Below are 25059 nucleotides of genomic sequence, written 5' to 3'. Positions count from 1 at the left end.
GAACCAGCACCCTTTAAGAATTAAAAAATTATTGATGCTCTCAAAGTATTAACGCCATTTTCTAAATAACCCTTTAAACAGGTTAATGTATAAACCCAACCTTCTTTTTGTCCGATCATTTTGTTTATTATTTCAGGGTCGTCCTCACTCAAACCTGATTCGTTTACTTCAATAATTGTACTCGTTTTATCCAATTCTTTTAGTCTAATTGTAACAACCGTTTCTTGATTATTCTCTCCCCATGAAAACACGATCTTCCTATTTTCCTCGACTTCCAATACATTAATACCCACGTCAGCATCGTATTCGTTGTATCTCAATGTAAGCGTCCTGCCTTGTTCCCATCTTGCAGAACTCGATGAGAACCAAAAATTCCCGATTTTTTCAGGGTTCACTATGGCTTCAAACACTTCTTTAGCTGGCTTGACTATCTTAAATTTCGTAATTATTTGAGTATCCATCACTATCAACTCTCTTTCGATTTGTTTTTATAGTTTTCCGCTATCCCAATCTACTGATATTGGCGGCAGGGTCCGTCCAGTTTCAAGCAAGCTCTTCAGGTTACTTAAAATTGCCCGCCATCCATTATTCAAGCCTTTAAAGGTATTGTCATCATATACGAAATCGGTCTCCAAAAGCTCCTCATGCTTAAGCGTTAACTTCACTGTGGAATCGTCCATAGGCTGCAGGACAAAAGTGACCCGAGTAGGATACTCGCGAGATGTTTCGTCTACCGCCATGTTCCATGTATACGAGAGCAGGTGCAACGGCTCACACTTATGTACATTACCATGATCAGTAATACGCCCATCTTCCAGCAAATATTTGACGCTTGAACCTTCTTGCCAGTCAGACTGGACTTGGCATCCAAAGTGATATTTCTTCGTGATTTCACCATTCGTCAGTGCTTCCCAAAGCTTCTCTGGTGTGGTTGCGATATAAATAGGATAGACAAACGTTGTTTCTTTCATAATTTTTTTCCTCCCCGCGTTTATACCTCATATCAAGATCGTAACATAACTCTATCAATGATTGTCCGTTTTTCATATGCTGCCGGTCAAGCAGTTTTCTGCGACAGAAATCGGGTGCAAAGAAGAAGATTTGAAAGTGCATTGCTAATACCGGATTCATCATTCCCGTGCAGAAAATCGGCCATATGGAAACTTCTTGATTTCTAATCGCTTTCAAGCTACGATAAATAAGGAAAATGATAATCCGCCCGGCGGAAGAGGTTCTAGCTACCCTCTCAAAAAAACTAAGGAGAACAGTGCTCTTTCTTAGGGTGCTGTTTTTTCTGTATAAGGAGAATTAAGAAATGTTAAGAATTTTATTGTATTTAGTATCCATCATCACGGCGAATGTGGTTACAGCAGCTTTTGCACCATTACACTTTGGCATGTTCATCATTCCGATGGGTACATTGCTCATCGGGGGAACCTTCATCTTCCGAGATCTGGTCCAGAATAAATTCGGCCGCGCAAAGACCTATATATGTATCGTCACTGCACTTATTTTATCTGCGTGTGTATCATTCTTATTAGGGGATACGTTATTGATTGTATTTGCTTCCGCCTTATCGTTCATGGTCGCAGAAACAGCGGACACGGAAATTTATACCCGTTTAAAGCTCCCGATGAGTTGGAGGGTGTTTTATAGCGGGATCGTTGGGGGATTTTTCGATTCGGTGATATTTGTCGTGATTGGCCTAAGTCCACTTGGTGCCAATATATTGCCATGGGAAGCAGTACCCGCTGCGGTTATCGGCCAAATCATCGTTAAAACCATCATTCAGTCAATCGGCGCCGTACTTTTGGGACGAATCAACGTAGAACTGGAGAAACGTGTAGTCTCCAGTTAAATGCAAGGAGGGATGCACTCGATGGATGGAACCAAAAAAGAAGAAGATAAATGCTATTGCCTCGAGTCCTTTCGTGAAAAATATGGCCCGCATGTTCAAGGGGAATGTATGAAACTCTCCTGCGCCAATTATCGCAAACATAAAGGAATAGACAAAAAAGGACCAAATTAGGTCCTTTTTTTGCGTGGATTGGAGTAACGCAAAAGTTCACGTGCAAAATCATGAGTGTGGTGCGAATTCACGAGTAAAAGTGCAAAATTCACGAGTAAATGGCCCAATTTCACGAGTAAATAGCCTAAACTCACGAGTAAAAGTGCGAAATTCACGAGTAAACAGCGCAAAATCATGAGTGCAGCACGAATTCACGAGCAAAGTGTAAAATTAACGAGTGAATGGCCCAAATTCACGAGTAAACGGCGCGAAGTCATGAGTGCAGCCCCATCTTACGAACAGCAAAAAAAGCTTCCTGCACCATTCCATTATTGGGTGCGGGAGCTTTTTATTTTGTTTAGAATTGCTCTGTGCTTTTCCGAACTAATTTTTCGAGGAAAAAAAAGCATTCTCGTTTCCGTTCAAGTTCGGTTTGTCCATTATCGGTGACATGATAATATTTCCTGCGGGCTGATTCGGACTCTTTCCAATGGCCTTTTATGAATTCTTTTTTTTCTAACCGTTTAAGGGCGGAGTAGAGGGTGCCTTCACTTATTTGATATTTTCCCATGCTCATTTCCTTCAAGATCTTCGTGATTTCATAGCCGTATAGCTTTTTTTGTGAAAGAAGTGAAAGCAAAAGGAGGTCAATGCTTCCCTTCATTAATTCTTTATCCAAATAAATTCTCCTCCTTTTCATTTTTAAAGTGTAATACGTTGTACATCGTATCACAAGGTGCATTTTACTTTTCTTAAAAAAAATGGTTAAATGACGATTGCTAAATAATTTTAATCATAGTAAAATGTGCTTCGGAACGGATTAGTTGTGAAGAGTGTGGTAAGTATACTATATACATGATTTAATTGTTTTAATGAAAATACGGAATAGGATAGAAGAATCCCTACTCAAGGGGTATTAATTGATTTTTTTTTGAAAATCATTTAGATTCTATTTATCAACAAGAGCAAAGAAAGAAGGTCCTAGTTAGATGAAAGTGAAAGCACCTGAGTCATTCACATACAGAGGTGGAAAAAGAGCTGTTCTTTTACTTCACGGGTTTACCGGAAGTACAGGAGATATGAAGAAATTAGGGAAATACTTGAATGATCTCGACTATACTTGCCACGGACCTCTTTATAGTGGGCACGGAGTATCAGCCGAGGAACTTGCTAAAACAGGTCCAAAGGAATGGTGGAAAGACGTAGTTGATGGTTATCAATTCCTTAAAGAGGAAGGCTATGAGGAAATTGCCGTTGTAGGAATTTCTTTAGGAGGAGTTTTCTCATTAAAAGTGGGAATTGAATTGCCTGTAACAGGGGTTGTTTCAATGTGCGCTCCGACGCAAGGAAAAAGTATCGATCGTCAAAAGAACCGCTTGCTCAATTATGCACAGGCTTATAAGAAGTTTGAGGGCAAAGATGCAGACCAAATTGCTTCAGAAGTGAAGCTGCTTGAAGAAGAGCCTATGCCTCAACTAAAAGATGTGTTGAATATTATAAATGAGACAGGTGAAAATTTAGATTTGATCACATCACCAACTCTTGTTTTACAAGGGCGTTTGGATGATCCCGACTATACGGAAAGTGCTACAGCGATTTTCAATGAAGTCGATACGCAGCATAAACACTTGATCTGGTATGAAAAATCTGGTCATATTATCACATTGGGCAAGGAACGTGAGCAGGTGTATGAGGATGTTTATAAATTCTTAAATACACTGAATTGGTCGGAGTAATAAGCGAGTTCATAAATCCCCTTTAAGCTGAACGTGTAAAAAGCCTACATTCATATGTAGGCTTGACACAATGCTTGAGGGGATTTTATTTTGGCTCCAAAGTGTTCTTAAGTATCTATTTGTAGAAAAAGACCTTTAAGTTATCGTTATTATCAAGAGTTGCTAATAAAATCTCGTTCACGTCGGCATTATATGTTATTTTGATTCTGTTTTTCAGCCATGCTTCGTCTTTACCGCCCCGATTTAATTCTTTAGAATCAATCTTTCCTTCTTTAATGATCGTTTTAGGAAAAGCGAAGGCATTTGTTGCTAGGTGCATATCTGCTGGGGTTACTGCTTCATATTGAGGATATAAAAACAATGAAATGGTACCACCCGGTTCCCATAGTGCGAGGGATACTTTTTGAATATCTTCGACTTTTTCTTTTCTTAATTCCGATAATAAAACATCGATGGAGATTCGGGCCCTTGCTAAGCTTTTGTAAATGATTTGTCCATTTTCGATAAGTGGAAAGGGGTCGGAGTCAAAAAACCTTCGGAGTTTGCCCCACTTAAGACTTGTAAACACACTAATTATATATAAAATCACTAATACAAAGGTCGTAATCATTGAGCCCTTCAAACCTAACTGTTCATCAGATAAAGGGTGGGCAAGAATGTTCCCAATAATTAAGGCCATTATAAAATCAAGTAACCTTAACTGCGAAATGGACCGCTGCCCCATCAATTTAACCGAAAAAAGTAAAAAGAAGAAGGATATAATGGCTCTTAAAGTCCACTGAATGGCAGTAAGAGTTTCCTGGCTATTAAAAAAGTCCACAAAAAATTCACGTCCTTATTTCCTGTAAAGGAGATGTAATGGTCAGTATGATGAATTGAAGCAACTGGGAAGCTTATTTAAGTCCTCTTTAGATGGGGCCGTTTATAGTTTAAGCCAACTCCTTCTTAAGTATTACCCAACATCGGTCCTTCTGAGACTTTCTTAACTGTTTTCAAAAAATTTATATTAATATAACAACTTTAAAACGTATTGTAATTAAAAATAAACTGATTTAAAATGATATCTTTCCTAAGAAATTTATTTTAAAAATATCCTTGTATAATATCAGTGACGATGGTCTGATAGTTTCTACCTGGCAGCCGTAATGCCGGACTACAAGGAAGTATGAAAATAGAAGAGAGAAACACGTTTATGATGGTTCGCTTGTGATCCATATAACATGTTTGAATGAGGGCTCTTACTTTTTCACACTTTCTTCCTGCGGCTGAAAGTGTAAAAAGGTGAGGGCTTTTTATATAAAAAAAACGAATGGGAAATGATATAGCCAAAGGGGATGAAAGCATGTATTTCTTATTGAATATACTAGGTGTTTTAGTTGTAATGGGCATCGTTTATCTTTGTTCACCTAATAAAAGGAACGTTAAGTGGAAAGCGATTCTTACCTTGCTGGTTCTTGAATTGCTTATCACATGGTTCATGTTGTCGACTAAAATAGGGGCGTGGGTCATCAATCTGATCGCTTCATTCTTCACCTGGTTGATTGAATGTGCAAATGAAGGGATTTCTTTTGTTTTTCCTTCACTCATGGCAAATGAACAAGTGGATTTCTTTTTCAGCGCATTGATGCCAATTATCTTCATTATCACGTTTTTTGATGTTTTATCGTATTTCGGTATACTTACTTGGATCATTGATAAAGTGGGATGGCTCATCTCAAAAGTATCCGGTTTGCCAAAACTTGAGAGTTTCTTTTCTATTCAGATGATGTTCCTTGGGAATACCGAGGCACTTGCCGTTCTCCGCATGCAGCTCAGTGCGATTAAGGATCAGCGTCTATTGACATTTGGAATCATGAGCATGAGCAGCATCAGTGGTTCAATCATTGGAGCCTACCTGTCCATGGTACCGGCAACCTATGTTTTTGTAGCGATACCTTTGAATTGCTTAAATGCCTTGCTGATAGCTAACATGCTGAATCCCGTCGACGTCAGCAAAGAGGAAGACGTCGTTTATGTACCTTCTAAAGAGGAACGTAAAGATTTCTTTTCCACCATTTCCAACAGTATGCTGGTTGGGGCCAAAATGGTCTTCGTCATCATGGCAATGGTTATCGGCTATGTGGCGTTAACGGCCAGCGTAAACGGCATTTTCGGTTTCTTTGTGGATGGCTTGACCATTCAGAAGATTTTCTCTGTCATTTTTAGCCCATTTGCATTCCTGCTTGGACTATCTGGACATGATGCCATGTACGTCGCTCAATTGATGGGAATCAAGCTTGCCACAAATGAGTTCGTTGCCTTGCTCGATTTAAAAGATAAAGTCAGTACATTGTCTCCGCATACAGTCGCTGTGGCTGTCACTTATTTGACGTCATTTGCAAACTTCAGTACAGTAGGCATGATTTATGGAACATTCAATTCCATCCTCAATGATGAGAAATCGAACATTATCGGAAGGAATGTTTGGAAACTGCTGGTTAGCGGCATGGCTGTTTCCTTGCTAAGTGCCATGGTCGTTGGATTATTCGTTTGGTGATTTAAAACATGGGCATCCATTCTTATAAATGGATGTCCTTTCTTGTATGAAAAAAGCTGTGCAGGATTTTCCCATGCACAGCTTTTTGGTTCATTTCGACAAATAGTTCTCCGTATAATATGGTTTATCTTCTTCATCGAAGGCAACTCCGACACCGAGCGCTTCAAAATCCTTCTGTAATTTGTTTTCCCTGTGTCCAATGGAATTCATTAGACCTTCATGGGCAAAGATACTGCTATTCTGACCGGCAGCCAGGTTTTCCCCCGCCATTCGAAAATTGATTTTGTCCTCTTCCATCCGGTCGAAAGGGGATTCACCTTCACGGTTTGTATGGTTGAAGTATTGATTCACGGCCATATCTGCACTATGATCCTGTGCAGTGACCTTCACTTGTTTATCCCATGAAAGCACTGAGAGATCATGATTGACCCGTGATGCATTGGTCAAATCGAATAATTGATATTCAAAGCCCTTCTTTAATCCGGGACCGGCTTCTGCAAAATAGCCGCTCTTTTGCTTTTCGAGTTTTGCGTCGATGATTTGGATTGCCGTGACAGTATTTTTCTCATGCTTGTCATAAAAAATGGTCACATAGCTATTATCCATTTCAAACATATCGTATTCGCCGCTGTCACTTCGAATCTGGTAATAGACGTTTCCTTTAAGCAGTTTTGTTACAGGCTCCCCCATTTTCCCGGTCACGGTTTCTTTGGGAGTGCCGCGTTTAATGCCTTCCTTTGAGGAAATCAAATCTTGGTTCGTATATAAACCAACAACTTTATTGTTGTTATCGTAGGCAACCATGAAGAAGTTTTGATAATTTTCGTGATAGGCGAACCAGTCTACGCCATATTCATTCCGCGTATTCCGCTGAGCTTCACCTGCCAATTTTTCTACATCATCCTTCGTGTCGCCAATTTCGATATTACGGACTGAAAAGGAGGCATCTGCAGGTGCTTCCAGTGCTGGCTTTTTCACTTTTTCCGTTTCCTGCGATTCTTTTTCAGAAGCGTTATCCAATGTTTCCGTAAGCGAGCCAATCAGGCTGCTGACTCCAGTACTCAGTTTTTCCAAGGCAACCGAAACCTCGGGCCCGTTTATAAAGGAACGAACATCTGATGCAAAGGCATCAGCCCCCGCTTTGAATCCAGACTCCTGAATATCTTTACCATATCCATACCATAATCCAGAGAGTAGGAGTATGAGGACCACAATATTAAACAATTTCCGCAAATCGTTCACTCCTGCTCTATCCAGGATCTAGAATCCCGTTTAATGAAAAATCATCGGCACCACACTTAAAACAGGTGGGGCACATAACAAAAATAGTGAACACAGAATGAGTATTTGTGAGGACATTTTCGGAAGCTTTTCCTTCCCTTTTCCCGAATACCAGCCACTGAACTGAAGTTTATTTCTGTACCAGACGAATAATAAAAGCAGTATCGCAATCGCTCCTAGCCAGCCATACTGATTCACTCCCATGGTTATATATATGCCGTTTACGATGGCCGAAATGATTGTTCCGGCTATCCCGAATATTAATATGATGCGTATCAATTCTAATAAGACCCTCATATGTCACTCCTTGGTTTCACCATTATACTTCTTCGTTTAAAAAATAAAAAATTTTAATGGTGTGTTATTACATATTATACCAAAAAGAAAGGGGGATAAAACAACACGTGCCTCTTACGATGGTGAAATTTATTACTGCCTTATAAACAAAAAAAGATTAGCCACTTCGAGCTAATCTTTTTTGTTTGGAATTACTTCAATTGATCATTCAATACACTTTCCTCGAGAACGGAAAACTTATCTCCATACACTCTGGTTATGTGATTTTCCCCCCACGTACATAGTGCGGATAGGATACTTTCCAGGCTTTGTCCATACTCACTTAATTCATATTCCACTTTTGGGGGGACTTGGTTGTAAACGATCCGATTGATGACTTCGTCCTTTTCCAACTCCCTCAATTGTTGGGTCAACATTTTTTGGGTGATGTTCGGCATAAGGCGCTTCAATTCACTAGTCCGCTTTTTTCCGTGAGTCAGATGGCAGAGGATTACGCATTTCCACTTTCCGCCCATAACTTCCAGTGTTGCTTCAACTGATATATTGTATTTCTTTTTTTGCATGTCTTGGATACCCTCCTTATTTTATAGGTACTAAAAGGTACCTATATCACTTTAAAGTACGTACTGTTTTTTATTCCTATTATATCTCATAATAACATTTGCACACCGAATTCCACTGTACCATTTGTAAAAAAAGTTGCTAAGGCAATTTCAATGATAGTACAAAATGACAAGAAGGAGAAGAGGATATGATTTCAAATAAGAATAGAAGTTCATGGGCATTGCTGGCTTTAGCGATCAGTGCCTTTGCGATTGGAACAACAGAGTTCATCAGCGTGGGATTATTACCACTCATTTCTAAAGATTTACACATTACAGTGACGACGGCGGGATTGACGGTATCCTTATACGCCTTGGGGGTCATGTTCGGGGCACCTATCCTGACTTCCCTGACATCAAATATGTCGCGAAAGACTTTATTGCTTTGGATCATGGTCGTGTTCATTGCCGGAAATGCATTAGCGGCTTCTGCGACCACGGTCGGTGTATTATTGATCGCACGTGTCATTTCAGCACTTGCACATGGTATCTTCATGTCAATCGGCGCTACTATTGCGGCTGATTTGGTCCCTGAAAACCGCAGGGCGAGTGCCATCGCCATCATGTTTACAGGTCTGACGGTGGCAACGGTGACCGGAGTTCCCTTTGGAACCTTCATCGGTCAGCAATTCGGCTGGAGATTCGCTTTCATCATTATTGTGGCAATCGGCTTGATTGCTTTCATCGGAAACGGCATCCTCGTCCCATCCGATTTAAGAAAGGCTGCACGGACCACTTTCCGTGACCAAATCAAATTGGTGACGAATGGCCGTTTGCTGCTAGTATTCATCATTACAGCGTTAGGATATGGAGGTACATTCGTTGTCTTCACGTACCTGTCGCCATTACTTCAGGAAGTGACAGGGTTTAAAGAAGGCACTGTGGCCTTGATTTTGCTAATATATGGAGTAGCCATAGCAATAGGAAATACCCTTGGCGGGAAGTTTGCCAATCGCAATCCTATTAATGCCCTATTCTATATGTTTCTTATTCAGGCCATTGTACTTGTCGTGTTGACTTTCACAGCACCGTTTAAGATAGCTGGTTTAATTACGATCATTTTAATGGGATTGTTTGCATTCATGAATGTTCCGGGGCTTCAAGTGTATGTCGTCATGTTAGCGGAGCGTTTCGTGCCGAGTGCAGTGGACGTGGCGTCCGCCATCAATATTGCGGCCTTCAATGCAGGAATCGCCATTGGTGCCTACTTAGGTGGGGTGATTACGGATTCGATCGGACTGATCCATACAGCGTGGATAGGTGGAATCATGGTGTTTGCAGCAGTGATTTTAACAGGATGGAGCAGGGCCTTGGAAAGTAAAGACCGTACCAAGGGAACTGACAAAATAGCATAGGAATGAAAAAGTGATGCATGTTAGAAAAAGCATGCTATGCGTTTAGAGTATCAATAACATAAGTATCATTGCATCCCTTCAGCGAATGATGCAAGGTTCTTTGAAGGGATGTAATGATACTGATACTAAAAGCGCATTACAATCTATAAAAACAATGAAGAAAAAATTTGGAGGTAGAGTGATAATGGTGAAAAATTTACAAGATACAACTACGTTGCATAACGGCGTCAAAATGCCTTGGTTCGGATTGGGCGTATTTAAGGTGGAAGAAGGACCGGAGCTGGTAAATGCAGTTAAAGTCGCCATTAAACATGGTTATCGCAGTATCGATACCGCTGCCATTTATGAAAATGAAGAAGGGGTCGGCCAAGGGATCCGTGAGGGCTTAAAAGAAGCTGGAATCCCAAGGGAAGATTTATTCGTAACATCAAAAGTCTGGAATGCCGATTTGGGATATGAGTCGGCAATTGCGGCTTACGAAAAAAGCTTAAAGAAACTTGGCTTGGAGTACCTGGATTTATATCTTATCCATTGGCCAGTGGAAGGAAAATATAAAGAAGCCTGGAGAGCGTTGGAAACCCTTTATAAAGAAGGAAAAGTAAAGGCGATCGGTGTGAGCAATTTCCAGATTCACCATCTTAAAGATTTAATGGAGGATGCCGAAGTGAAGCCGATGGTCAATCAAGTGGAATGCCATCCGCGATTAACTCAAAAAGAAGTTCAGGCATTTTGTAAGGAACAAGGAATACAACTTGAAGCATGGTCTCCTTTGATGCAAGGTGAACTTCTGGATAATGAAGTTTTACAAGCAATTGCGACCAAGCATGGCAAATCTGTTGCACAAGTCATTTTGCGCTGGGATTTACAACATGGGATTGTAACGATTCCAAAATCCACTAAAGAACATCGTATTGTAGAAAATTCATCTATATTCGATTTCGAATTGACTGAAGAAGAAATGAACCAAATTGATGGATTGAACCAGAATCACCGTGTTGGTCCAGATCCTGATAATTTCGACTTTTAATCACGTAGGAAGGAGAGGGACGGGGGGTATCCGTCTTTCTCTTTTTTTATTGGATTTCCGCATCGGTGGGATGGAAATGGTGTACCAATGACGTTAGCGTTTACAATGACAGCTTCGGGAATCTGATTAGTTGACACGGAATTAGTGAGATGATATAAATGCATGTGCATGCATTATATAAAAAGGAGATAAAAAATTATGAATGATTTATTTTCACCTTATCGCATAAAAGAACTTGAACTTAAAAATAGGATCGTCATGCCGCCGATGTGCCAATACTCCGTCGAAGCGGAAGATGGTATACCAACAAACTGGCATCAGCAGCATTATGTAAGCAGGGCAGTTGGCGGCACGGGGCTAATTATAGTGGAAATGACCGATGTGGAGCCTGATGGGCGCATTTCGAATCGTGATCTTGGATTATGGTCCGACGACCAAATTGGAGCTTTCTCCAACATCGTTAAGGAAGTACATCAATACGGTGCAAAAATCGGGATACAAATTGCCCATGCAGGCCGTAAAGCGGAGGATGCCGAAACTCCGGTGGCACCATCAGCCATTGCGTTTGACGAAACGTACAAAACACCAAGAGCTTTAGAAACGGAAGAAGTGAAGGAAATGGTCGATAAATTCCGGGCATCGGCCAGAAGGGCTGTTCAAGCAGGATTTGACGTAATTGAATTACATGGCGCACACGGATATTTAATCCATCAATTCACATCACCGCTTACGAATAAACGTGATGACGAATATGGAAAAGATCTGACTAAATTCGGAGTGGAAGTCATTAAAGCAGTGAAAAGCGAAATGCCTGCCGACATGCCTTTAATCATGCGCATTTCTGCAAAAGAATACGTTGAAGGCGGATATGGTATTGAAGAAAGCATTGCCTTTTCACAAGTTTTTAAAGAAGCGGGCGTCGATATGTTCCATGTAAGCTCCGGAGGAGAAGGCCCGATTGGAGCAGACGGAAGGCCTGGTACGCATGCTAGCTATCAAACTCCGTTGGCCAGGGAAATCAAAAAAGCTTTGGATATTCCGGTGATTGCTGTAGGTCGATTAGATGATCCGATTCTTGCAAATTCAATCATTGGTAATGAAGAAGCCGATTTGGTTGCCGTCGGCAGAGGAATGCTGCGAAACCCTTATTGGGCACTTGAAGCATCTAAAGCTTTGAATAAAAAAACGGAGATCCCTGAACAATATCAACTGGGATTCAAGCATTGAAACGGATTTTTAAAACGCCGGCGAATAATATTCGCCGGCGTTTTTACATTCAGGCTCCATTGTGACTTTAGAGCGATCATCGCCAATTATATTCGTTCATTTTGGTATCTTGATATGAGGGAAATTAAATCAGGAAGTCCATTAGGTGATGTTTAACTGGAAATTTTGCTATAATGTAAAAGATAAATCAAACGATAATTCGAGGTGCTAATTATGGAAGAAATCAAAATCATTACAACTGAAGAAGTGGAAGCTAAGCTTGAGGCAGGAGAAGCGTTGGAACTTGTCGATGTTCGTGAAGACGAAGAAGTGCAAGAGGGAATGATCGAAGGCGCGAAACATATTCGCATGAATGATATCCCGGCAAACCTCGACTATTTTGATAAAGAAAAAGAATATATTTTTATCTGCCGTTCAGGACGCCGCAGTGAAAATGTATGCCATTATCTTCAGGAACAAGGATATAAAGTGGCAAACATGGTTGGCGGAATGCTTGAATGGGACGGCGAAGTCATCGTTAAGTGAAGTTCTTCAAAAAGACCTGTTACTTTTGTAAGCGTAAATCCAAGAATGTGACGGTTTATTTGAATGAAGAAAGAAAAAAGATCATGGTTTGTTCAAAATGCCGCGAATATGCGGAAAGACGCGCATATTTGAAGGCGTAAAAAGAGACCTTTCATAATGAAAGGTCTCTTTTTTTTTCTATTTGGACCTCTCCTGACGGGAATGCAAAATATGTTAAAATTAGGGTGTTGAAATCTGAAAATATAGAAAAAGGAGAGTTGAAGCATGGATGTACATAAAATAGCGGTCATTGCGGGTGACGGGATAGGTCCTGAGGTAATTGATGAGGGTATAAAGGTCCTTAAGGAAGTGGCTTCAATTGCCGGGGATTTTACTTTCCAGTTCACCTATTTTCCATGGGGCTGTGAATATTATCTTGAGCACGGCAAAATGCTGCCCGACGACGGACTTGAACAACTGATGAGGTTTGACGCCGTTTATCTTGGGGCAGTCGGGTATCCTGGTGTCCCGGACCATATTTCTTTACGTGAACTTCTGCTGAAAATCAGAAAGGGATTTGACCAATATGTGAATGTACGACCCGTTAAATTGCTTCAAGGTGCACCCTGTCCATTAAAAGACGTGACCCGTGACCAAATCGATATGGTTGTCATCCGTGAAAACAGTGAAGGGGAATATTCCGGTGCCGGTGATTGGCTTTTTAAAGGCAAGCCAGAAGAAGTGGTACTGCAGACGGGGGTCTTTTCACGAAAAGGAACGGAGAGGATAATCCGTTATGCGTATGAACTTGCGCGTAAGACGGGCAGGACGTTAACGAGTATAAGCAAGGCGAACGCATTGAATTATTCCATGGTTTTTTGGGATCAGGTTTTTGAAGAAATTGGACAGGAGTTTCCGGATGTAGAAACGAATTCCTATCTGGTCGATGCGGCGAGCATGTATTTTGTCAAACAACCCGAACGGTTTCAAATCGTTGTCACCTCCAATTTGTTTGGTGACATCATCACCGATTTAGGTGCTGCCATTGCAGGAGGGATGGGACTGGCGGCTGGTGCCAATTTAAACCCTGAACGAATTTATCCTTCGATGTTCGAACCGATTCATGGTTCAGCCCCGGATATAGCACATCAAGGCATCGCCAATCCACTTGCGGCCATATGGTCCGCCAGTCAGATTCTTGATTTCTTTGGGCATGAGGTTTGGGGTGCCAAAGTGTTGGACGTGATCGAACAGGTGATGGTCGATAAAAAGGCGCTCACTCCTGATATGGGCGGGACAGCTTCTACAGAAGAAGTCGGGGATGAGGTGGTTGCAATAATATCCGCTTTACAAACAAATCAAGTATAATCTTCATGAAAAATGGGCATCCTGCACGATAACTATCATTATAGTAAAAGGGCGGGGAGAGCCGATGATACAAGTCAAATTATTTGATTATGAGCATGAAAAGGATCTAGAGGATGAAATGAACTTTTTCCTTGAAGACATTCGTGATAATCAAATCGTCGATATCAAATACAATGTCGCCACTTCAGGTGAAGAGGAAGAGGAACAGATCTATTGTTTTAGTGCGATGATCATCTATAAAAAAAAATAAAGGCCGGCTGGCCTATAATCAACATTAGACTACCTATTGCTTGCTGGCGGGCAATCCAAGGTAGTCTCTTTTTCATGAAAATAGGATTCTTGACTTCTTGGAAAGGGGCATATTCGATGTGGAAATTAGGACGATGTCGCTTCCCCGCCGTTGACATGAAGCGTTTGTCCTGTCACAAAACGGGAATCATCAGAAGCGAGATAGACAAAGGTGGGAGCCAGTTCAAATGGCTGGCCTTGACGCTCCATCGGGTTATCGACTTGTGTCACTTCGTCTGCCGAGAAACTTGCCGGGATGAGGGGTGTCCAAAACCTTCCGGGCGCAACGGCGTTCACCCGGATGCCTTGATCGACAAGACTGTTTGCCAAGGCACGGGTAAAACCAATGTTGGCCCCTTTAGTCGCCGTGTAATCAATTAATTGCTTATTCCCATTAAACGTCACGACAGAAGAGGTATTAATGATGGAGGACCCAGCTTTTAAATGGGGAAGGGCAGCACGGGTCGTGTAGAAGTGGGAATAGATATTCACTTTAAAGGTATCATCGAATTGCTCATCCGTGATATCAAGCAAGCTTAATTGCTGAAATTGAATACCCACGTGGTTACAAAGAATATCGAGCTTTCCAAATGTTTCGATGGTGTCTTCCACAATCTTGATACATTGCTGTTTATCCCTTAAGTCACCAGGCAGCAGTAAGCAACGTTGTCCAAGCTCTTCAATTCTCGTTTTGGTCCGATTGGCATCCTCATGTTCATCCAGGTAAGCGATGGAAACATCTGCGCCTTCTTTAGCAAAAGCGATGGCAGCCGCAGCTCCAATCCCGCTGTCTCCGCCAGTTATCAATGCGACACTACCTGTTAATTTCCCGCTGCCCCTATAATTGGGATTTTCGATGATGGGCCGGGGCACCATTAATTTTTCTACACCGGGTTGGCGAAATTGGCGTTGCTCCGGAACCGTGATGGGGACGTCTTGATAACGAGTGATCTTTCCATAATTCGCATGCATGGGATAGCCTTCACATGATGATTTCTTTTTCTTATCTTCTGCCATGAGGAGTCCTCCTAAAAAAGAGTTTAGTCGGATTACTTTATGACGATCAGGTATATGCAGTGCATGAAGAACATGTAGGGTACGGGCTCATTGCCGTACAGCTCGAATATGCTGAAGTGTAGAAAAATAGTTTTTGGAGGCCTCTATATGCCATATTATTATAGCGAAGAAGTGAAATTGTTATTGGTCGATCAATCGAATGAAAAAGTGGAGTTGTTATATGATTCCAACCCAAATACCTATGAATTGCCGCTCATAGGACCAAGACCGCCATATTATTATAACCCGCGTTATTTGCCGTATTATCCCGTGATTTAAGGACGAACAGGGCTGCCTTGGTCTTTCAATGAGTGGACTAAAAGCAGCCTCAATTCGCCTCAACGAAATTCCCGATCATAACAGATGTCATTAAGAAAAACTGATTATATTTTTCTGTGAATTTTACAAACACGGAGATAATGGGTAAAGTTATACATAATACATAGAGCGGACTGGTGTATTTAAAGGAGAGATCCATTTTGGATAACAATATGAAACAACTAATTGAAAATATACAGCAATCGGATGGCGGCCATATCTTATACTGTTTTAATGAATTGGAAGCCTACATTGAAAATGAGGCAACATTCATCATTGCCGGTGTTGAACAGGGAGACCATATCCTGGTCGTCGAAAATGACCGTATCTTTCCTTTCGTGTACAAGAAATTGCAGCTTCATTTAAATGAGAAGCAATTGGAGCAAGTGCATCTTATGAATAATTTTGATTTTTATTGTTTTCATGGAGACTTCCATCCTTCGACGATGGTTAATTATTTCTTGGAAAATATCGATATATACACTAAACGCAATCAGCACGTGCGGACTTGGGGCCATGTTGAATGGGGCCATGACGATCAAGCCAGCTTAGCGATAGGCGAATATGAAAAAGGAATCGACAAACTGATCAAGGAACGAGGATTGATTTCTGTTTGTGCGTACGATGACTGCAGAGTGTCTGCCGAGCTTAAAACAAACTTGATCAAGCATCATGGGGTCCTCATAACCGATGAAAAAATCACGATGTTAGCAAACGGATAGAATAAAAGGGGCGGGTTATTTGGAAAGTTTTACTGAACGGGTAATTTATATCATACAACAAATCCCTTACGGTAAAGTGATGACATATGGTCAAATTGGACAGCTTGCCGGAAGTCCGCGCGGTGCAAGGCAGGTCGTAAGGATCCTTCATTCAAGCAGCAAAAAACATGACCTTCCTTGGCACCGGGTAATCAATTCCAAAGGCGAAATCGGCATAAAAGCGGAGGGCGCCGCAGAACACCAGAAGGCGATGCTCGAGAGTGAAGGCGTCACGTTCACGAAACGGAATACCATTGACCTCGAAGCATTTCGCCATCATCCAGAAATATTTTAAAATGAAAGCGGATAAAAGAGGCAGCGCGGGTGCGGATGAAAAAAAATTCGAAAAAACAGGGTGGACGGTCGAATAAACTGCGGTGAAGGTCGAAAAAAGTGCATGGACGGTCGAATAAACTGCGGTGAAGGTCGAAAAAAGTGCATGGACGGCCGAATAAAGTCCGGTGAAGGCAGAAAAAACGGCTCCGGGGGACGAAAAGATCACGGTGACGGCTTTAACGGCACCTACGCCAGAATCAAAGCTAAACAAACACCGAATGGATGTATAGGCTTACCAAATCGCATCTAAAAGAGGCTGATCCAAGCGGATCAGCCTCTTTTAGGAATTATGAACGGGCATACATGGCAGCATTCATTCCGGCGAGTCTTCCGGTTACTAATGCCGATGTGATGTTATAGCCGCCTGTGTATCCGTGTATATCCAGAATTTCACCGCAGAAATACAGTCCGTCCATTAGTTTGGATGCCATTTCTTTTGGATGTATTTCTTTGACGGATACGCCGCCGCCCGTGACGAAGGCTTTTTCTAGCGGCTGGGTGCCGTGTACTCCGAATTGGAAGTCCTTGCATAGTTCTGCAAAGCGGCGGATTTTTTCATTTGATATCGTCGCTCCTTGTTCTTGAAGGTCAATGCCGCTTCGCTCAAGCAGGAAGTGAAGGTATCGTTCCGGAACTAAACCTTTTAAGGTATTTTTTATGGCTTTTTTCGGTTCGGCTTTGATTTCTTTCATGATGTCTTGAAAGACCTCTTCCTTATTTCGGTCCGGCAAGGCATCGAGTTTCATTGTCACTTCCGATAGGTTCCATTTTTTCATCGCTTTCACGACGAATTGGCTGCACCTTAGAACAGCAGGACCGGAGACGCCAAAATGGGTGAAAAGCATATCCATTCGGTGTGTGATCAGGGCCTTGCCTTTTGGGTTGAGGACACTCAATGAAACATCGCGAAGTGCGAGGCCTTGAAGTGTTCGATCTTTAATGAACGTTTCATGGCTAAGTACGGGAACTTCAGTTGGGAACAGTTCGGTAATCGTATGCCCCGCCTTTTTAGCCCATGCGTAGCCGTCGCCGGTTGAACCGGTGTGTGGAACCGATTTCCCGCCGACTGCGATCACGACTGCATCTGTATCAATCGTCTGTCCATCTTTTAACAGGACACCGCTTGTTTTTTCATGTTCATAGAGAACTTCCGCAACTGGAGAGTTCTTAAAGATCGTCACTTTTAAGTTCGACAGGCGCGTAAGCAGGGCATCCACGACACTTTGCGCTTTATCGTTGACAGGGAACATCCGGCCATGGTCCTCTTCTTTTAGGGCCACGCCCAATTTTTCAAAGAATTGAATAATGTCTTCATTATTGAACTCTGAGAAAGCACTGTATAGAAATCGCCCGTTTCCAGGGATATGCTGAATGATTTCATCGATTGAGAGCCTGTTCGTCACGTTGCAGCGTCCGCCGCCGGAGATGGCAAGTTTCCTTCCCAGCTTCTCGCCTTTATCCACTAACAATACATGGGCACCTTTTTCCCCGGCTGCTATCGCTGCCATCAATCCGGAAGGACCGCCGCCAATTACCACTACATCATATTTCAAATTGATCACCACTTTATCATTTTCAGTCCCTTCATTATATAGCAAGAGCCCGTCAGATTGCGAATGTAGAAAAAAAGGAATTATTTGTTTGTGTATTATCTTCGAAAACGATAAACTTGAGTGTAGTTTTCTATAGAAAAAATACTTTAATATGATAAGATAAAGAGCGTGTGAAACGTAACTGACAGAGGCAGGAAGGGATTAGATGTCATCTAAGTTTTTAAAAGGGGCTTTTATATTAACGCTGGGAGCGATCATTTCCAAGGTTCTTGGTTTATTTTACGTCATCCCATTTGAACATATGGTTGGGAATAAAGGGGCTACCCTCTATCAATATGGGTACGTTCCATATACCATTTTCATTAGCTTTGCAACGGCAGGCATGCCGCTTGCTGTTTCTAAATTCATTTCGAAGTATAATGCGCTCGAGGAGTACGCCGTCGGTGAGAAGTTATTTAAATCAAGCCTGAAGTTAATGGTAATCACCGGTTTTCTCGCTTTTTTGATTCTCTATACGATGGCCCCGCTGTTTACTGAAGTCTTTGGAGTCAAAAAGGAAGATGTCGGGGATGTCACGGAGATCATACGGGCGGTCAGCTTCGCCTTGGTTTTTGTACCGTTCATGAGTATCATCCGCGGCTTCTTTCAAGGTCATGAAGCGATGGAACCAACGGCCATATCTCAGGTTATCGAACAAATTGTCCGCATCGTGTTCCTTCTGGCTGGTGTGTATGTTGTATTGAATGTCCTTGATGGTGAGTTAGTGAGAGCCATCCAAATAGCTACATTTGCAGCCACGGTCGGGGCTGTCGGCGGTTTAGTTGTGTTATTTTGGTATTGGAAAAAACAAAAACCCTATTTGGACAGCTTGATGAAGAAAGACCGGGGGACGATGGAAATTTCCCTGAAGGAGATCTATAAAGAAATATTTCTTTCGTCAATTCCTTTCATATTCGTAGGAATCGCGATGCCAATGTTTCAGTTTGCGGACTTATTGTCTTTCAATAAGGCGATGTCGTCCATCGGGTTGCAGCATGTCGCGGAAGATGCCCTTGGGGTGTTGAATGTATATGCCCAGAAGCTTGTCTTGATTCCGATGACGCTTGCGACCGGGTTTTCGATGGCGCTGCTTCCCTCGGTGACGAAGGCATATGTAAGCGAGAATTCGGAAGAGTTAAACCGCCAGCTTAACCAAGCCTTCCAAATTTTGTTGTTCATTACGATTCCAGCGGTCGTTGGCATGTCGGTACTAGCCGATCCAATATATAGTGCCTTTTACAGCCATGATCCACTTGGAATCAGTGTCCTGAAGGCATATGCGCCCGTTTCAATCTTATTTGCTCTTTTTTCCGTTTCGGCGGCCATTTTACAAGGCATCAATCAGCAAAAATATACGGTGCTAAGCCTGCTTGTTGGCTTTTTAATCAAATTGAGCTTGAATATCCCGATGATCAAGTTGTTTGAAACGGAAGGATCCGTTTATGCCACGGCATTCGGCTACTTGGCTGCTGTGCTGCTGAATTTGTATGTCATTACCTACTTTACTGGATATCGTTACGGCCTTACCATCAGAAGATCTGTTTTGATCACTGTTTTTTCAATGATAATGGGACTGGCTGCATGGGGCATGAACAGTTTATTATCGCTGTGGCTTACAACGGAAGGGCGCTTCCAGGCGATTTTGATCGTGGCCGTTTGTGCAATTTTTGGAGCGCTCATTTATGCGGCGCTTTCCTTGAAAAGCAAACTCGCCCATCGTTTGTTCGGTGCCAGGATCGATCGGTTAAAAGCTAAATTGGGATTATAAGCTGAAGTTTGATGTGTAAGAAAAAGGGTATTGAATGGTGAATCCCCAGATTAAAGATATATTGGTCTTGCCTGTCATTAAAGTGGGCAAGGCTTTTTACTGAAAAAGGCTTTAGGAGGACACGATGAGAATAGATAAGATTTTATCCAATATCGGTTATGGCAGCAGGAAAGAAGTGAAAAAGCTCCTGAAATCCGGCGCCGTCAAGGTCAATGAAAGGCTGCTGAAGGACCCGAAAGAACAAGTGGATCCTGATACGGAAATCGTGACGGTTCATGGTGAACGGGTTGAATACAGGGAATTCATATATTTAATGATGAATAAACCGCCAGGCGTATTATCGGCAACGGAAGATAACTACCAAGAAACGGTCATCGATATCTTGGAGCCGGAAGATTCGGTATTCGAGCCATTTCCTGTAGGCCGTCTTGATAAGGACACAGAAGGTTTATTGCTGATCACGAATGACGGAAAGCTTGCCCACCAACTGCTTTCCCCGAAGAAACATGTCCCTAAAACATATTTTGCGGTCATTGATGGCGAAGTGACGGAGCGGGATATCGAGGCATTCCGCAACGGCGTGACCTTGGATGATGGATACGAAACAAAACCAGGTGAATTGAACATTTTAAAATCAGGTCTCACATCGGATATCGAGCTGACTATCATGGAAGGAAAGTTCCATCAGGTGAAGCGGATGTTTGAGGCCGTTGGCAAACGTGTCGTCTACTTAAAGCGTCTTTCCATGGGGAGTTTACAGCTTGATGAGGAACTTGAGCTTGGTGAATACCGTGAATTGACTGCGGAGGAGCTTGAACAGTTAAAGGCGGGCCAACCGACTGAATGATTTTTGGACACAAAAAATGAGGCGGACAAAATTGTCCGTCTCAAAGTATTTTACATATCGATCTTGTTCGGGTGGTCGTTCTTTTTACGATGACATCTTCACCTTTTTACTTGTTGTCGTCCAAAGGCCTCGGCTTGGGCTTTGAACAAGGTCATTGTATGCTAAGACATTTAAATCGCGCTGCACAGTTCGAGGAGTGATGCCAAATTCTTCTACAAGCTCTTGAGTAGAAACCGTACCGTTATTACTAATGAACATATAAACGGATTTAATACGGGTTAACATGCGATTTGTTGAAGGTTTCAAAAAATCACTCCTTATTCTTTTCATTGTTATTCTGAACAAATGAAAACAACCGATATGTCGGACAGCATTTCAGCTGTCACTATGTACTTGCTATACCCACCCTATAACTCCTCGGAAACATTCAGAAAAAATAAGATGTCATTAGCTTCATTCTACCCCTTTGCAAAAGCAAATTCTAGGAAAAGATACTAATTGACTAAATATTACATTTATTATATCAAATTTTAACAAAATTATTCTCTATACATATACAAAATTAATAAAGAGTTGTTCCATTTGTTCATGATCATATTTTTGCCAATACAGGACGCTTAATATTCATTTCGGATTCGAAATGTCACACAACATGAACGTTGACTTTTAAGCCATATACATGTTATTTTACTTAAGGGTCTTAAATCGTAATTATTACGCTTTATGTCATGGTGAGGAATTGCTTGATGGCATGCAGTTACGATGTCATAATGAGGTATCGGGCAGTATAGTCTTTTCATACATATCTAAAAGGATTTAAATATAAACCAATTCGAGGTAGAGCCATATGAACGAAAGATTAATGGAGTTTTTATTGCGCGACGAAGTGACCAGACTTTCTGGCGTGAAAAAACAAGTGTATGAATTCATCGTGAACGAAGAAGATTATCTTGCATCGAAGGCGGACACGGTTGATCAATTCATGAGATTGCTGGTAAAGCATTCTCCGCCCCGGCTCGCATCCCGTCATTTCAATATGCCTTATGGGGAAATCATTCGTTTCATGAGTGAAATAGAAGATGAACTGAATGAGAGATTAGAGGAAAGATGCAAAAAAGTGAAGTGGATGGACTACACGGAAAAGGACCAGCAGGCATTTGTGGAATATCATAGAAAGTTATACCTTTTCGTAAATTAATAAATTGGATTCTGAAAATGCCCTTGGTATGAAAGGGCATTTTTTTTATTTGTCCGCAACCGTTGAATGGAATCCAGCATAACCATTGTCTGAATGGACCATAAGAGCAAGAATGAGGACGATTTGGAGCTGGGTTGATTGTTAAAATGAGGACAAATAAATTTTAGGAGCAAATATAATGAATAACATTAAGGAATTCAATGAATTACACTTTTCTAAGGACCTGTTGATATTGGGGAACGCCTGGGATCTATTATCGGCCTTGATCCTCGAGAAATCAGGATTCAAGGCGATTGGAACGACAAGCTGTGGAATTGCCAACTCCCTGGGTTATTCTGATGGCGAATTGATTGATTTTGAAAGACATTTAGGTATCATTAAACTAATTGCGGATAATGTGAAAATTCCCGTCACTGCGGACATTGAAGCAGGCTATGGTGAAACCGCGGAAAAGATTGTCGATAATGTGTTAAGGACGGCAGACGTCGGTGTAGCCGGGATCAATATTGAGGATTCGATCAAAAAACAAAAAGGGCTAAGAGATATATCTCAACACTGCGGCCTACTTTTAAAAATAAGAGAAGCGTTGGATTATAATGGGTATGAAGATTTTTACATCAATGCTAGAACAGATACTTATTTTCAAAAAGAAAATCCTTTCCCGGAAACTGTAAAGCGGGCAAAAGCTTACGTGGAGAGTGGAGTCAGCGGAATATTCATCCCTGGATTAACGAACTATGATGAAATAAAGGAAATCATTTTGAATATACGTGCTCCCCTTAATGTTTTATCTTTGCCTGGATTAACGAATGGTAAGGAGCTTGAAGCATTAGGCGTGAAACGCTTCAGTTTCGGAAATGCCCTATCCGATAAAGTCATTGCTTTATTAGAACAAGATACATCACGAATAGTAGAGCTAAATGACACCTCACATTTATATGGGAACTAAAACCTGAAAGGATGCGGAGTATAATGGCTGTTGCTATAAATCTTTCTTTTGAAGAAATGTGGGAGAAGATCATTGCCTGCGACCCTAAATATGACGGATTATTTTTTACGGCAGTAAAGACAACTAAAATATACTGCCGCCCTTCATGCAGGTCAAGGAAACCGAAAAAAATAAATGTGAAATTCTATCATGACATCGATGAAGTCGAAAAGGATGGTTTCCGTGCTTGCAAAAGATGCCAGCCGGAAGTTGATGATTCCCCGCGGATGGGACTTGTCAGAGATGTCATCGCTTTTCTGGTGAATCAGTATAAACAAAAAGTCGAGTTAAAGGATATTGCCAATCATGTCGGTGTAAGTTCCTATTATCTGGACCGGTTATTTAAAAAGGAAACATTAGAAACTCCCCGTTCCTATTTGGAAAAAATCAGAGTGGATAAAGCGGCATATCTTCTAACAAGCACAAGTCGAACGAATCTTGAGATTTGCCTTGAAGTTGGATTCCAAAGCCCTTCAAACTTTTATAAGGTATTTCGCCGTTTGAAAAATTGTTCTCCAAGTGAATATCGCAACATGAATCTTAAGAATCGAGTGTAAACCACATTAAGAAAATGGGGTGGGAGGCAGGCATCTGCTGCCTCCTGACTATGGAGGTCCTTATATGAGTGAATTATATAAATTGGATTATGAATCGCCGATTGGAGTTATCGAGATATCAGGAACGAATGAGGCCATCTGTTCCATACTATTCGCTGAAAGGGATTTGAAGATAAATATTATGCAAGATCAAACGCCCAAGGTTTTGGTGGAGTGCTTTAGTCAGCTTGATGAGTATTTCAAAGGTGAACGCAGGGAATTTACATTTCCTTATATACTTGAAGGGACCATCTTCCAAAAAAAGTGTGGAATGCTTTAACAGGAATCCTGTACGCTAACACGGGTTCCTATAAAGATATCGCTGTTTCAATCGGTAATGAAAAAGCCATTAGGGCAGTAGGGAGCGCTAATGGCAGAAATAGGTTAAGCATCGTGATTCCTTGTCATCGAATAATAGGTTCAAATGGGAAATTAACTGGTTATGCGGGTGGCTTATGGAGAAAGGAATGGCTCCTTCAGCATGAAAGGAATTTTTAGTAGGATACATAGCTCAACTTTATGGGAATTGCCGATACCCAGTCAGAGTCAAAGCCATGAAAATAGCCTGATTACAGCTTTTTTCTTTAAAAAACGTTTCAGTTGATTTCAGAATATGCTGAATTCGAACAGGCACTGATGATGTCATTGGCAGATTATACGGATCCCATTCCAGGGGTTATCGAGACGGTGGAAGCGCTAAGAAATCGCGGCCTGAAGATTGGGTCGACAACGGGTTAAAAACGGATACAATGATGGAGGTCGTCGTAGCAAATGCTATGAAAAAAGGGTATCGGCCGGATTTCCATGTGACCCCGGATGCAACCCATTCGATTGGCAGGCCTTATCCTTACATGATATATCGAAATGTGGAAGAATTGAAGTTAACGGCAGCATGGAAGGTAGTGAAGGTAGGCGATACCATTTCCGATATGTAAGAGGGAGTGAATGCAGGAGTATGGTCGGTCGGAATCATTGTCGGAAGCTCTGAGATTGGATTGAGTTTGGATGAGTATACAAGTTTACCAGAACGAGACAAACAAAATTTGATCTCTAAAACGGCAGACACCTTTATGCAAAACGGTGCCGACTTCACCATCAAAACGATCGAGGAACTGCCTGAACTCATAGATCGCATCAACCTTCTTATAGCAGACGGGAAAAGACCTCGTTCAAGCTAACATTCAGTGCCAAAAAAAGTGCAGTAACTTTCATCCTTGAATGAGATGAAGGATAGCTGCACTTTTTTTCGCTTGCCTGAAAAACCATTATATTGCTTTTTCCAATCGCGTGCAGAATGAATTGTTTTTTGAAATTCAACTCGACTGCTTATTGTAAAAAATGAAAAAAGAGTGTACCATTAAATGAGAATG

General features: G+C 41.6%; 32 protein-coding genes, 1 pseudogene and 2 riboswitches. Of the genes and pseudogenes, 23 read left to right on the top strand and 10 right to left on the bottom strand.

All coding sequences use genetic code 11. The features are described 5' to 3' along the window. Positions 1-20: 20 nt before the first annotated feature. Positions 21-461, bottom strand: a complete 441-nt coding sequence (locus tag J7E52_RS17005) for an SRPBCC family protein (protein ID WP_214749066.1) — start codon at positions 459-461, stop codon at positions 21-23. Between the two features lie 27 nt (positions 462-488). Continuing rightward, complete coding sequence (locus J7E52_RS17000; RefSeq protein WP_214748898.1) at positions 489-971, bottom strand: SRPBCC family protein; 483 nt, start codon at positions 969-971, stop codon at positions 489-491. A gap of 251 nt (positions 972-1222) precedes the next feature. Then, a riboswitch (PreQ1 riboswitch) is annotated at positions 1223-1265 on the top strand. Positions 1266-1315: 50 nt separating this feature from the next. Here J7E52_RS17000 and J7E52_RS16995 point away from each other — a divergent pair. Further along, positions 1316-1858: a VUT family protein gene (locus J7E52_RS16995; RefSeq protein WP_148357495.1), complete on the top strand. Its 543-nt coding sequence runs from the start codon at positions 1316-1318 to the stop codon at positions 1856-1858. A 21-nt stretch (positions 1859-1879) separates the two neighbouring features. Beyond that, the gene (locus tag J7E52_RS16990) at positions 1880-2029 is read left to right on the top strand and encodes a hypothetical protein (RefSeq protein WP_214748895.1); all 150 of its coding nucleotides are present in this window, start codon (positions 1880-1882) and stop codon (positions 2027-2029) included. A gap of 337 nt (positions 2030-2366) precedes the next feature. On the opposite strand, the gene J7E52_RS16985 is transcribed toward J7E52_RS16990, so the two are convergent. After that, positions 2367-2687, bottom strand: a complete 321-nt coding sequence (locus tag J7E52_RS16985) for a PadR family transcriptional regulator (RefSeq protein ID WP_214748892.1) — start codon at positions 2685-2687, stop codon at positions 2367-2369. Between the two features lie 310 nt (positions 2688-2997). Here J7E52_RS16985 and J7E52_RS16980 point away from each other — a divergent pair, with 310 nt between their 5' ends. Beyond that, positions 2998-3744 carry an alpha/beta hydrolase gene (locus J7E52_RS16980; RefSeq protein ID WP_214748890.1) on the top strand — a complete coding sequence of 249 codons (747 nt, stop codon included), beginning with the start codon at positions 2998-3000 and terminating at the stop codon, positions 3742-3744. Positions 3745-3859: 115 nt separating this feature from the next. Here the strand turns inward: J7E52_RS16980 and J7E52_RS16975 are convergent, their stop codons facing one another. Continuing rightward, entirely contained in the window at positions 3860-4564 is a 705-nt protein-coding gene (locus tag J7E52_RS16975; RefSeq protein ID WP_214748887.1) for a DUF421 domain-containing protein, read from the bottom strand. 255 nt (positions 4565-4819) lie between these two features. Further along, positions 4820-4920: riboswitch (purine riboswitch) on the top strand. A gap of 166 nt (positions 4921-5086) precedes the next feature. On the opposite strand from J7E52_RS16975, the gene J7E52_RS16970 reads away from it, so the two are divergent. Next, positions 5087-6280, top strand: a complete 1194-nt coding sequence (locus J7E52_RS16970) for a nucleoside transporter C-terminal domain-containing protein (protein ID WP_214748884.1) — start codon at positions 5087-5089, stop codon at positions 6278-6280. Between the two features lie 90 nt (positions 6281-6370). Here J7E52_RS16970 and J7E52_RS16965 read toward each other — a convergent pair whose 3' ends face one another. From J7E52_RS16965 to J7E52_RS16955, 3 genes are all read right to left on the bottom strand, one after another. Then, positions 6371-7522, bottom strand: coding sequence for a CAP domain-containing protein (locus tag J7E52_RS16965; protein ID WP_309476901.1), 1152 nt, complete (start codon positions 7520-7522; stop codon positions 6371-6373). Positions 7523-7552: 30 nt separating this feature from the next. Beyond that, positions 7553-7858 (bottom strand): hypothetical protein, encoded by a 306-nt coding sequence (locus J7E52_RS16960; RefSeq protein ID WP_214748878.1) that lies wholly within the window; start codon positions 7856-7858, stop codon positions 7553-7555. A 191-nt stretch (positions 7859-8049) separates the two neighbouring features. After that, positions 8050-8421 (bottom strand): winged helix-turn-helix transcriptional regulator, encoded by a 372-nt coding sequence (locus J7E52_RS16955; RefSeq protein WP_034309370.1) that lies wholly within the window; start codon positions 8419-8421, stop codon positions 8050-8052. Between the two features lie 188 nt (positions 8422-8609). On the opposite strand from J7E52_RS16955, the gene J7E52_RS16950 reads away from it, so the two are divergent. The 6 genes from J7E52_RS16950 (at position 8610) to J7E52_RS16925 (ending at position 14191) form a co-directional block, all read left to right on the top strand. Further along, positions 8610-9815 (top strand): MFS transporter, encoded by a 1206-nt coding sequence (locus J7E52_RS16950; RefSeq protein WP_286197822.1) that lies wholly within the window; start codon positions 8610-8612, stop codon positions 9813-9815. A 184-nt stretch (positions 9816-9999) separates the two neighbouring features. Then, the gene (locus tag J7E52_RS16945) at positions 10000-10842 is read left to right on the top strand and encodes an aldo/keto reductase (protein ID WP_214748875.1); all 843 of its coding nucleotides are present in this window, start codon (positions 10000-10002) and stop codon (positions 10840-10842) included. Between the two features lie 198 nt (positions 10843-11040). After that, positions 11041-12069 (top strand): NADH:flavin oxidoreductase/NADH oxidase, encoded by a 1029-nt coding sequence (locus tag J7E52_RS16940; protein ID WP_214748872.1) that lies wholly within the window; start codon positions 11041-11043, stop codon positions 12067-12069. 213 nt (positions 12070-12282) lie between these two features. Next, a complete protein-coding gene (locus J7E52_RS16935; protein ID WP_214748869.1) occupies positions 12283-12594 on the top strand; it encodes a rhodanese-like domain-containing protein in 312 nt (103 codons plus the stop codon). A 264-nt stretch (positions 12595-12858) separates the two neighbouring features. After that, entirely contained in the window at positions 12859-13941 is a 1083-nt protein-coding gene (locus tag J7E52_RS16930; RefSeq protein WP_214748866.1) for a tartrate dehydrogenase, read from the top strand. A gap of 64 nt (positions 13942-14005) precedes the next feature. Continuing rightward, positions 14006-14191, top strand: coding sequence for a sporulation protein Cse60 (locus tag J7E52_RS16925; RefSeq protein WP_214748863.1), 186 nt, complete (start codon positions 14006-14008; stop codon positions 14189-14191). Between the two features lie 125 nt (positions 14192-14316). Here J7E52_RS16925 and J7E52_RS16920 read toward each other — a convergent pair whose 3' ends face one another. After that, on the bottom strand, positions 14317-15246 hold the full coding sequence (locus tag J7E52_RS16920; protein ID WP_214748861.1) for an SDR family oxidoreductase: 930 nt from the start codon (positions 15244-15246) through the stop codon (positions 14317-14319). A 147-nt stretch (positions 15247-15393) separates the two neighbouring features. Here J7E52_RS16920 and J7E52_RS16915 point away from each other — a divergent pair, with 147 nt between their 5' ends. From J7E52_RS16915 to J7E52_RS16900, 4 genes are all read left to right on the top strand, one after another. Continuing rightward, entirely contained in the window at positions 15394-15564 is a 171-nt protein-coding gene (locus J7E52_RS16915; protein WP_214748858.1) for a hypothetical protein, read from the top strand. A gap of 200 nt (positions 15565-15764) precedes the next feature. Continuing rightward, on the top strand, positions 15765-16325 hold the full coding sequence (locus J7E52_RS16910; protein ID WP_214748856.1) for an MEDS domain-containing protein: 561 nt from the start codon (positions 15765-15767) through the stop codon (positions 16323-16325). Between the two features lie 19 nt (positions 16326-16344). Next, a complete protein-coding gene (locus tag J7E52_RS16905; RefSeq protein ID WP_214748853.1) occupies positions 16345-16659 on the top strand; it encodes an MGMT family protein in 315 nt (104 codons plus the stop codon). Between the two features lie 102 nt (positions 16660-16761). Further along, on the top strand, positions 16762-16950 hold the full coding sequence (locus J7E52_RS16900; RefSeq protein WP_214748850.1) for a hypothetical protein: 189 nt from the start codon (positions 16762-16764) through the stop codon (positions 16948-16950). A 37-nt stretch (positions 16951-16987) separates the two neighbouring features. Here J7E52_RS16900 and J7E52_RS16895 read toward each other — a convergent pair whose 3' ends face one another. Next, entirely contained in the window at positions 16988-18253 is a 1266-nt protein-coding gene (locus J7E52_RS16895) for a BaiN/RdsA family NAD(P)/FAD-dependent oxidoreductase (protein WP_214748847.1), read from the bottom strand. A gap of 205 nt (positions 18254-18458) precedes the next feature. Between J7E52_RS16895 and J7E52_RS16890 the strand changes: the two genes are divergently transcribed. Together J7E52_RS16890 and J7E52_RS16885 are read left to right on the top strand one after the other, a co-directional pair. Beyond that, positions 18459-20060, top strand: a complete 1602-nt coding sequence (locus J7E52_RS16890; protein ID WP_214748843.1) for a putative polysaccharide biosynthesis protein — start codon at positions 18459-18461, stop codon at positions 20058-20060. 124 nt (positions 20061-20184) lie between these two features. Next, on the top strand, positions 20185-20907 hold the full coding sequence (locus J7E52_RS16885; RefSeq protein ID WP_214748839.1) for a pseudouridine synthase: 723 nt from the start codon (positions 20185-20187) through the stop codon (positions 20905-20907). 84 nt (positions 20908-20991) lie between these two features. Here J7E52_RS16885 and J7E52_RS16880 read toward each other — a convergent pair whose 3' ends face one another. Next, complete coding sequence (locus tag J7E52_RS16880) at positions 20992-21213, bottom strand: DeoR family transcriptional regulator (protein ID WP_034309346.1); 222 nt, start codon at positions 21211-21213, stop codon at positions 20992-20994. A gap of 541 nt (positions 21214-21754) precedes the next feature. Between J7E52_RS16880 and J7E52_RS16875 the strand changes: the two genes are divergently transcribed. The 7 genes and pseudogenes from J7E52_RS16875 to J7E52_RS16845 all read left to right on the top strand — a co-directional run bounded on the left by J7E52_RS16875 (position 21755) and on the right by J7E52_RS16845 (position 24867). Further along, entirely contained in the window at positions 21755-22105 is a 351-nt protein-coding gene (locus J7E52_RS16875; RefSeq protein WP_214748836.1) for a hypothetical protein, read from the top strand. Positions 22106-22283: 178 nt separating this feature from the next. Next, the gene (locus J7E52_RS16870; protein WP_214748833.1) at positions 22284-23054 is read left to right on the top strand and encodes an isocitrate lyase/PEP mutase family protein; all 771 of its coding nucleotides are present in this window, start codon (positions 22284-22286) and stop codon (positions 23052-23054) included. Between the two features lie 23 nt (positions 23055-23077). After that, positions 23078-23650, top strand: a complete 573-nt coding sequence (locus J7E52_RS16865; protein WP_214748830.1) for a bifunctional transcriptional activator/DNA repair enzyme AdaA — start codon at positions 23078-23080, stop codon at positions 23648-23650. A 64-nt stretch (positions 23651-23714) separates the two neighbouring features. Next, a pseudogene (locus J7E52_RS16860) lies at positions 23715-24187 on the top strand (methylated-DNA--[protein]-cysteine S-methyltransferase). A 102-nt stretch (positions 24188-24289) separates the two neighbouring features. Next, positions 24290-24427, top strand: coding sequence for a hypothetical protein (locus J7E52_RS16855; protein WP_214748827.1), 138 nt, complete (start codon positions 24290-24292; stop codon positions 24425-24427). An 11-nt stretch (positions 24428-24438) separates the two neighbouring features. Beyond that, a complete protein-coding gene (locus J7E52_RS16850) occupies positions 24439-24624 on the top strand; it encodes a hypothetical protein (protein WP_214748824.1) in 186 nt (61 codons plus the stop codon). 6 nt (positions 24625-24630) lie between these two features. Beyond that, the gene (locus J7E52_RS16845; protein WP_214748821.1) at positions 24631-24867 is read left to right on the top strand and encodes a hypothetical protein; all 237 of its coding nucleotides are present in this window, start codon (positions 24631-24633) and stop codon (positions 24865-24867) included. Positions 24868-25059: the final 192 nt, after the last annotated feature.

It is taken from the genome of Bacillus sp. ISL-34 (assembly GCF_018613325.1).
Taxonomy (GTDB): Bacteria; Bacillota; Bacilli; order Bacillales; family DSM-1321; genus Peribacillus.
Note: the sequence above shows the minus strand (reverse complement) of the source record. Positions and strands in the feature narration are given on the sequence as shown.

Excerpts from the sequence above, each read along its gene's own strand:
- J7E52_RS16900 (WP_214748850.1), top strand. The coding sequence starts at position 16,762 with ATGGACGGTCGAATAAACTGCGGTGAAGGTCGAAAAAAGTGCATGGAC.
- J7E52_RS16920 (WP_214748861.1), bottom strand. The coding sequence starts at position 15,246 with ATGGCAGAAGATAAGAAAAAGAAATCATCATGTGAAGGCTATCCCATG.
- J7E52_RS16970 (WP_214748884.1), top strand. The coding sequence starts at position 5,087 with ATGTATTTCTTATTGAATATACTAGGTGTTTTAGTTGTAATGGGCATC.
- J7E52_RS16865 (WP_214748830.1), top strand. The coding sequence starts at position 23,078 with ATGGCTGTTGCTATAAATCTTTCTTTTGAAGAAATGTGGGAGAAGATC.
- J7E52_RS16980 (WP_214748890.1), top strand. The coding sequence starts at position 2,998 with ATGAAAGTGAAAGCACCTGAGTCATTCACATACAGAGGTGGAAAAAGA.
- J7E52_RS16935 (WP_214748869.1), top strand. The coding sequence starts at position 12,283 with ATGGAAGAAATCAAAATCATTACAACTGAAGAAGTGGAAGCTAAGCTT.
- J7E52_RS16925 (WP_214748863.1), top strand. The coding sequence starts at position 14,006 with ATGATACAAGTCAAATTATTTGATTATGAGCATGAAAAGGATCTAGAG.
- J7E52_RS16890 (WP_214748843.1), top strand. The coding sequence starts at position 18,459 with ATGTCATCTAAGTTTTTAAAAGGGGCTTTTATATTAACGCTGGGAGCG.
- J7E52_RS16945 (WP_214748875.1), top strand. The coding sequence starts at position 10,000 with ATGGTGAAAAATTTACAAGATACAACTACGTTGCATAACGGCGTCAAA.
- J7E52_RS16995 (WP_148357495.1), top strand. The coding sequence starts at position 1,316 with ATGTTAAGAATTTTATTGTATTTAGTATCCATCATCACGGCGAATGTG.
- J7E52_RS16870 (WP_214748833.1), top strand. The coding sequence starts at position 22,284 with ATGAATAACATTAAGGAATTCAATGAATTACACTTTTCTAAGGACCTG.
- J7E52_RS16940 (WP_214748872.1), top strand. The coding sequence starts at position 11,041 with ATGAATGATTTATTTTCACCTTATCGCATAAAAGAACTTGAACTTAAA.
- J7E52_RS17005 (WP_214749066.1), bottom strand. The coding sequence starts at position 461 with ATGGATACTCAAATAATTACGAAATTTAAGATAGTCAAGCCAGCTAAA.
- J7E52_RS17000 (WP_214748898.1), bottom strand. The coding sequence starts at position 971 with ATGAAAGAAACAACGTTTGTCTATCCTATTTATATCGCAACCACACCA.
- J7E52_RS16885 (WP_214748839.1), top strand. The coding sequence starts at position 20,185 with ATGAGAATAGATAAGATTTTATCCAATATCGGTTATGGCAGCAGGAAA.
- J7E52_RS16960 (WP_214748878.1), bottom strand. The coding sequence starts at position 7,858 with ATGAGGGTCTTATTAGAATTGATACGCATCATATTAATATTCGGGATA.
- J7E52_RS16955 (WP_034309370.1), bottom strand. The coding sequence starts at position 8,421 with ATGCAAAAAAAGAAATACAATATATCAGTTGAAGCAACACTGGAAGTT.
- J7E52_RS16950 (WP_286197822.1), top strand. The coding sequence starts at position 8,610 with ATGATTTCAAATAAGAATAGAAGTTCATGGGCATTGCTGGCTTTAGCG.
- J7E52_RS16850 (WP_214748824.1), top strand. The coding sequence starts at position 24,439 with ATGATGGAGGTCGTCGTAGCAAATGCTATGAAAAAAGGGTATCGGCCG.
- J7E52_RS16915 (WP_214748858.1), top strand. The coding sequence starts at position 15,394 with ATGCCATATTATTATAGCGAAGAAGTGAAATTGTTATTGGTCGATCAA.
- J7E52_RS16875 (WP_214748836.1), top strand. The coding sequence starts at position 21,755 with ATGAACGAAAGATTAATGGAGTTTTTATTGCGCGACGAAGTGACCAGA.
- J7E52_RS16930 (WP_214748866.1), top strand. The coding sequence starts at position 12,859 with ATGGATGTACATAAAATAGCGGTCATTGCGGGTGACGGGATAGGTCCT.
- J7E52_RS16990 (WP_214748895.1), top strand. The coding sequence starts at position 1,880 with ATGGATGGAACCAAAAAAGAAGAAGATAAATGCTATTGCCTCGAGTCC.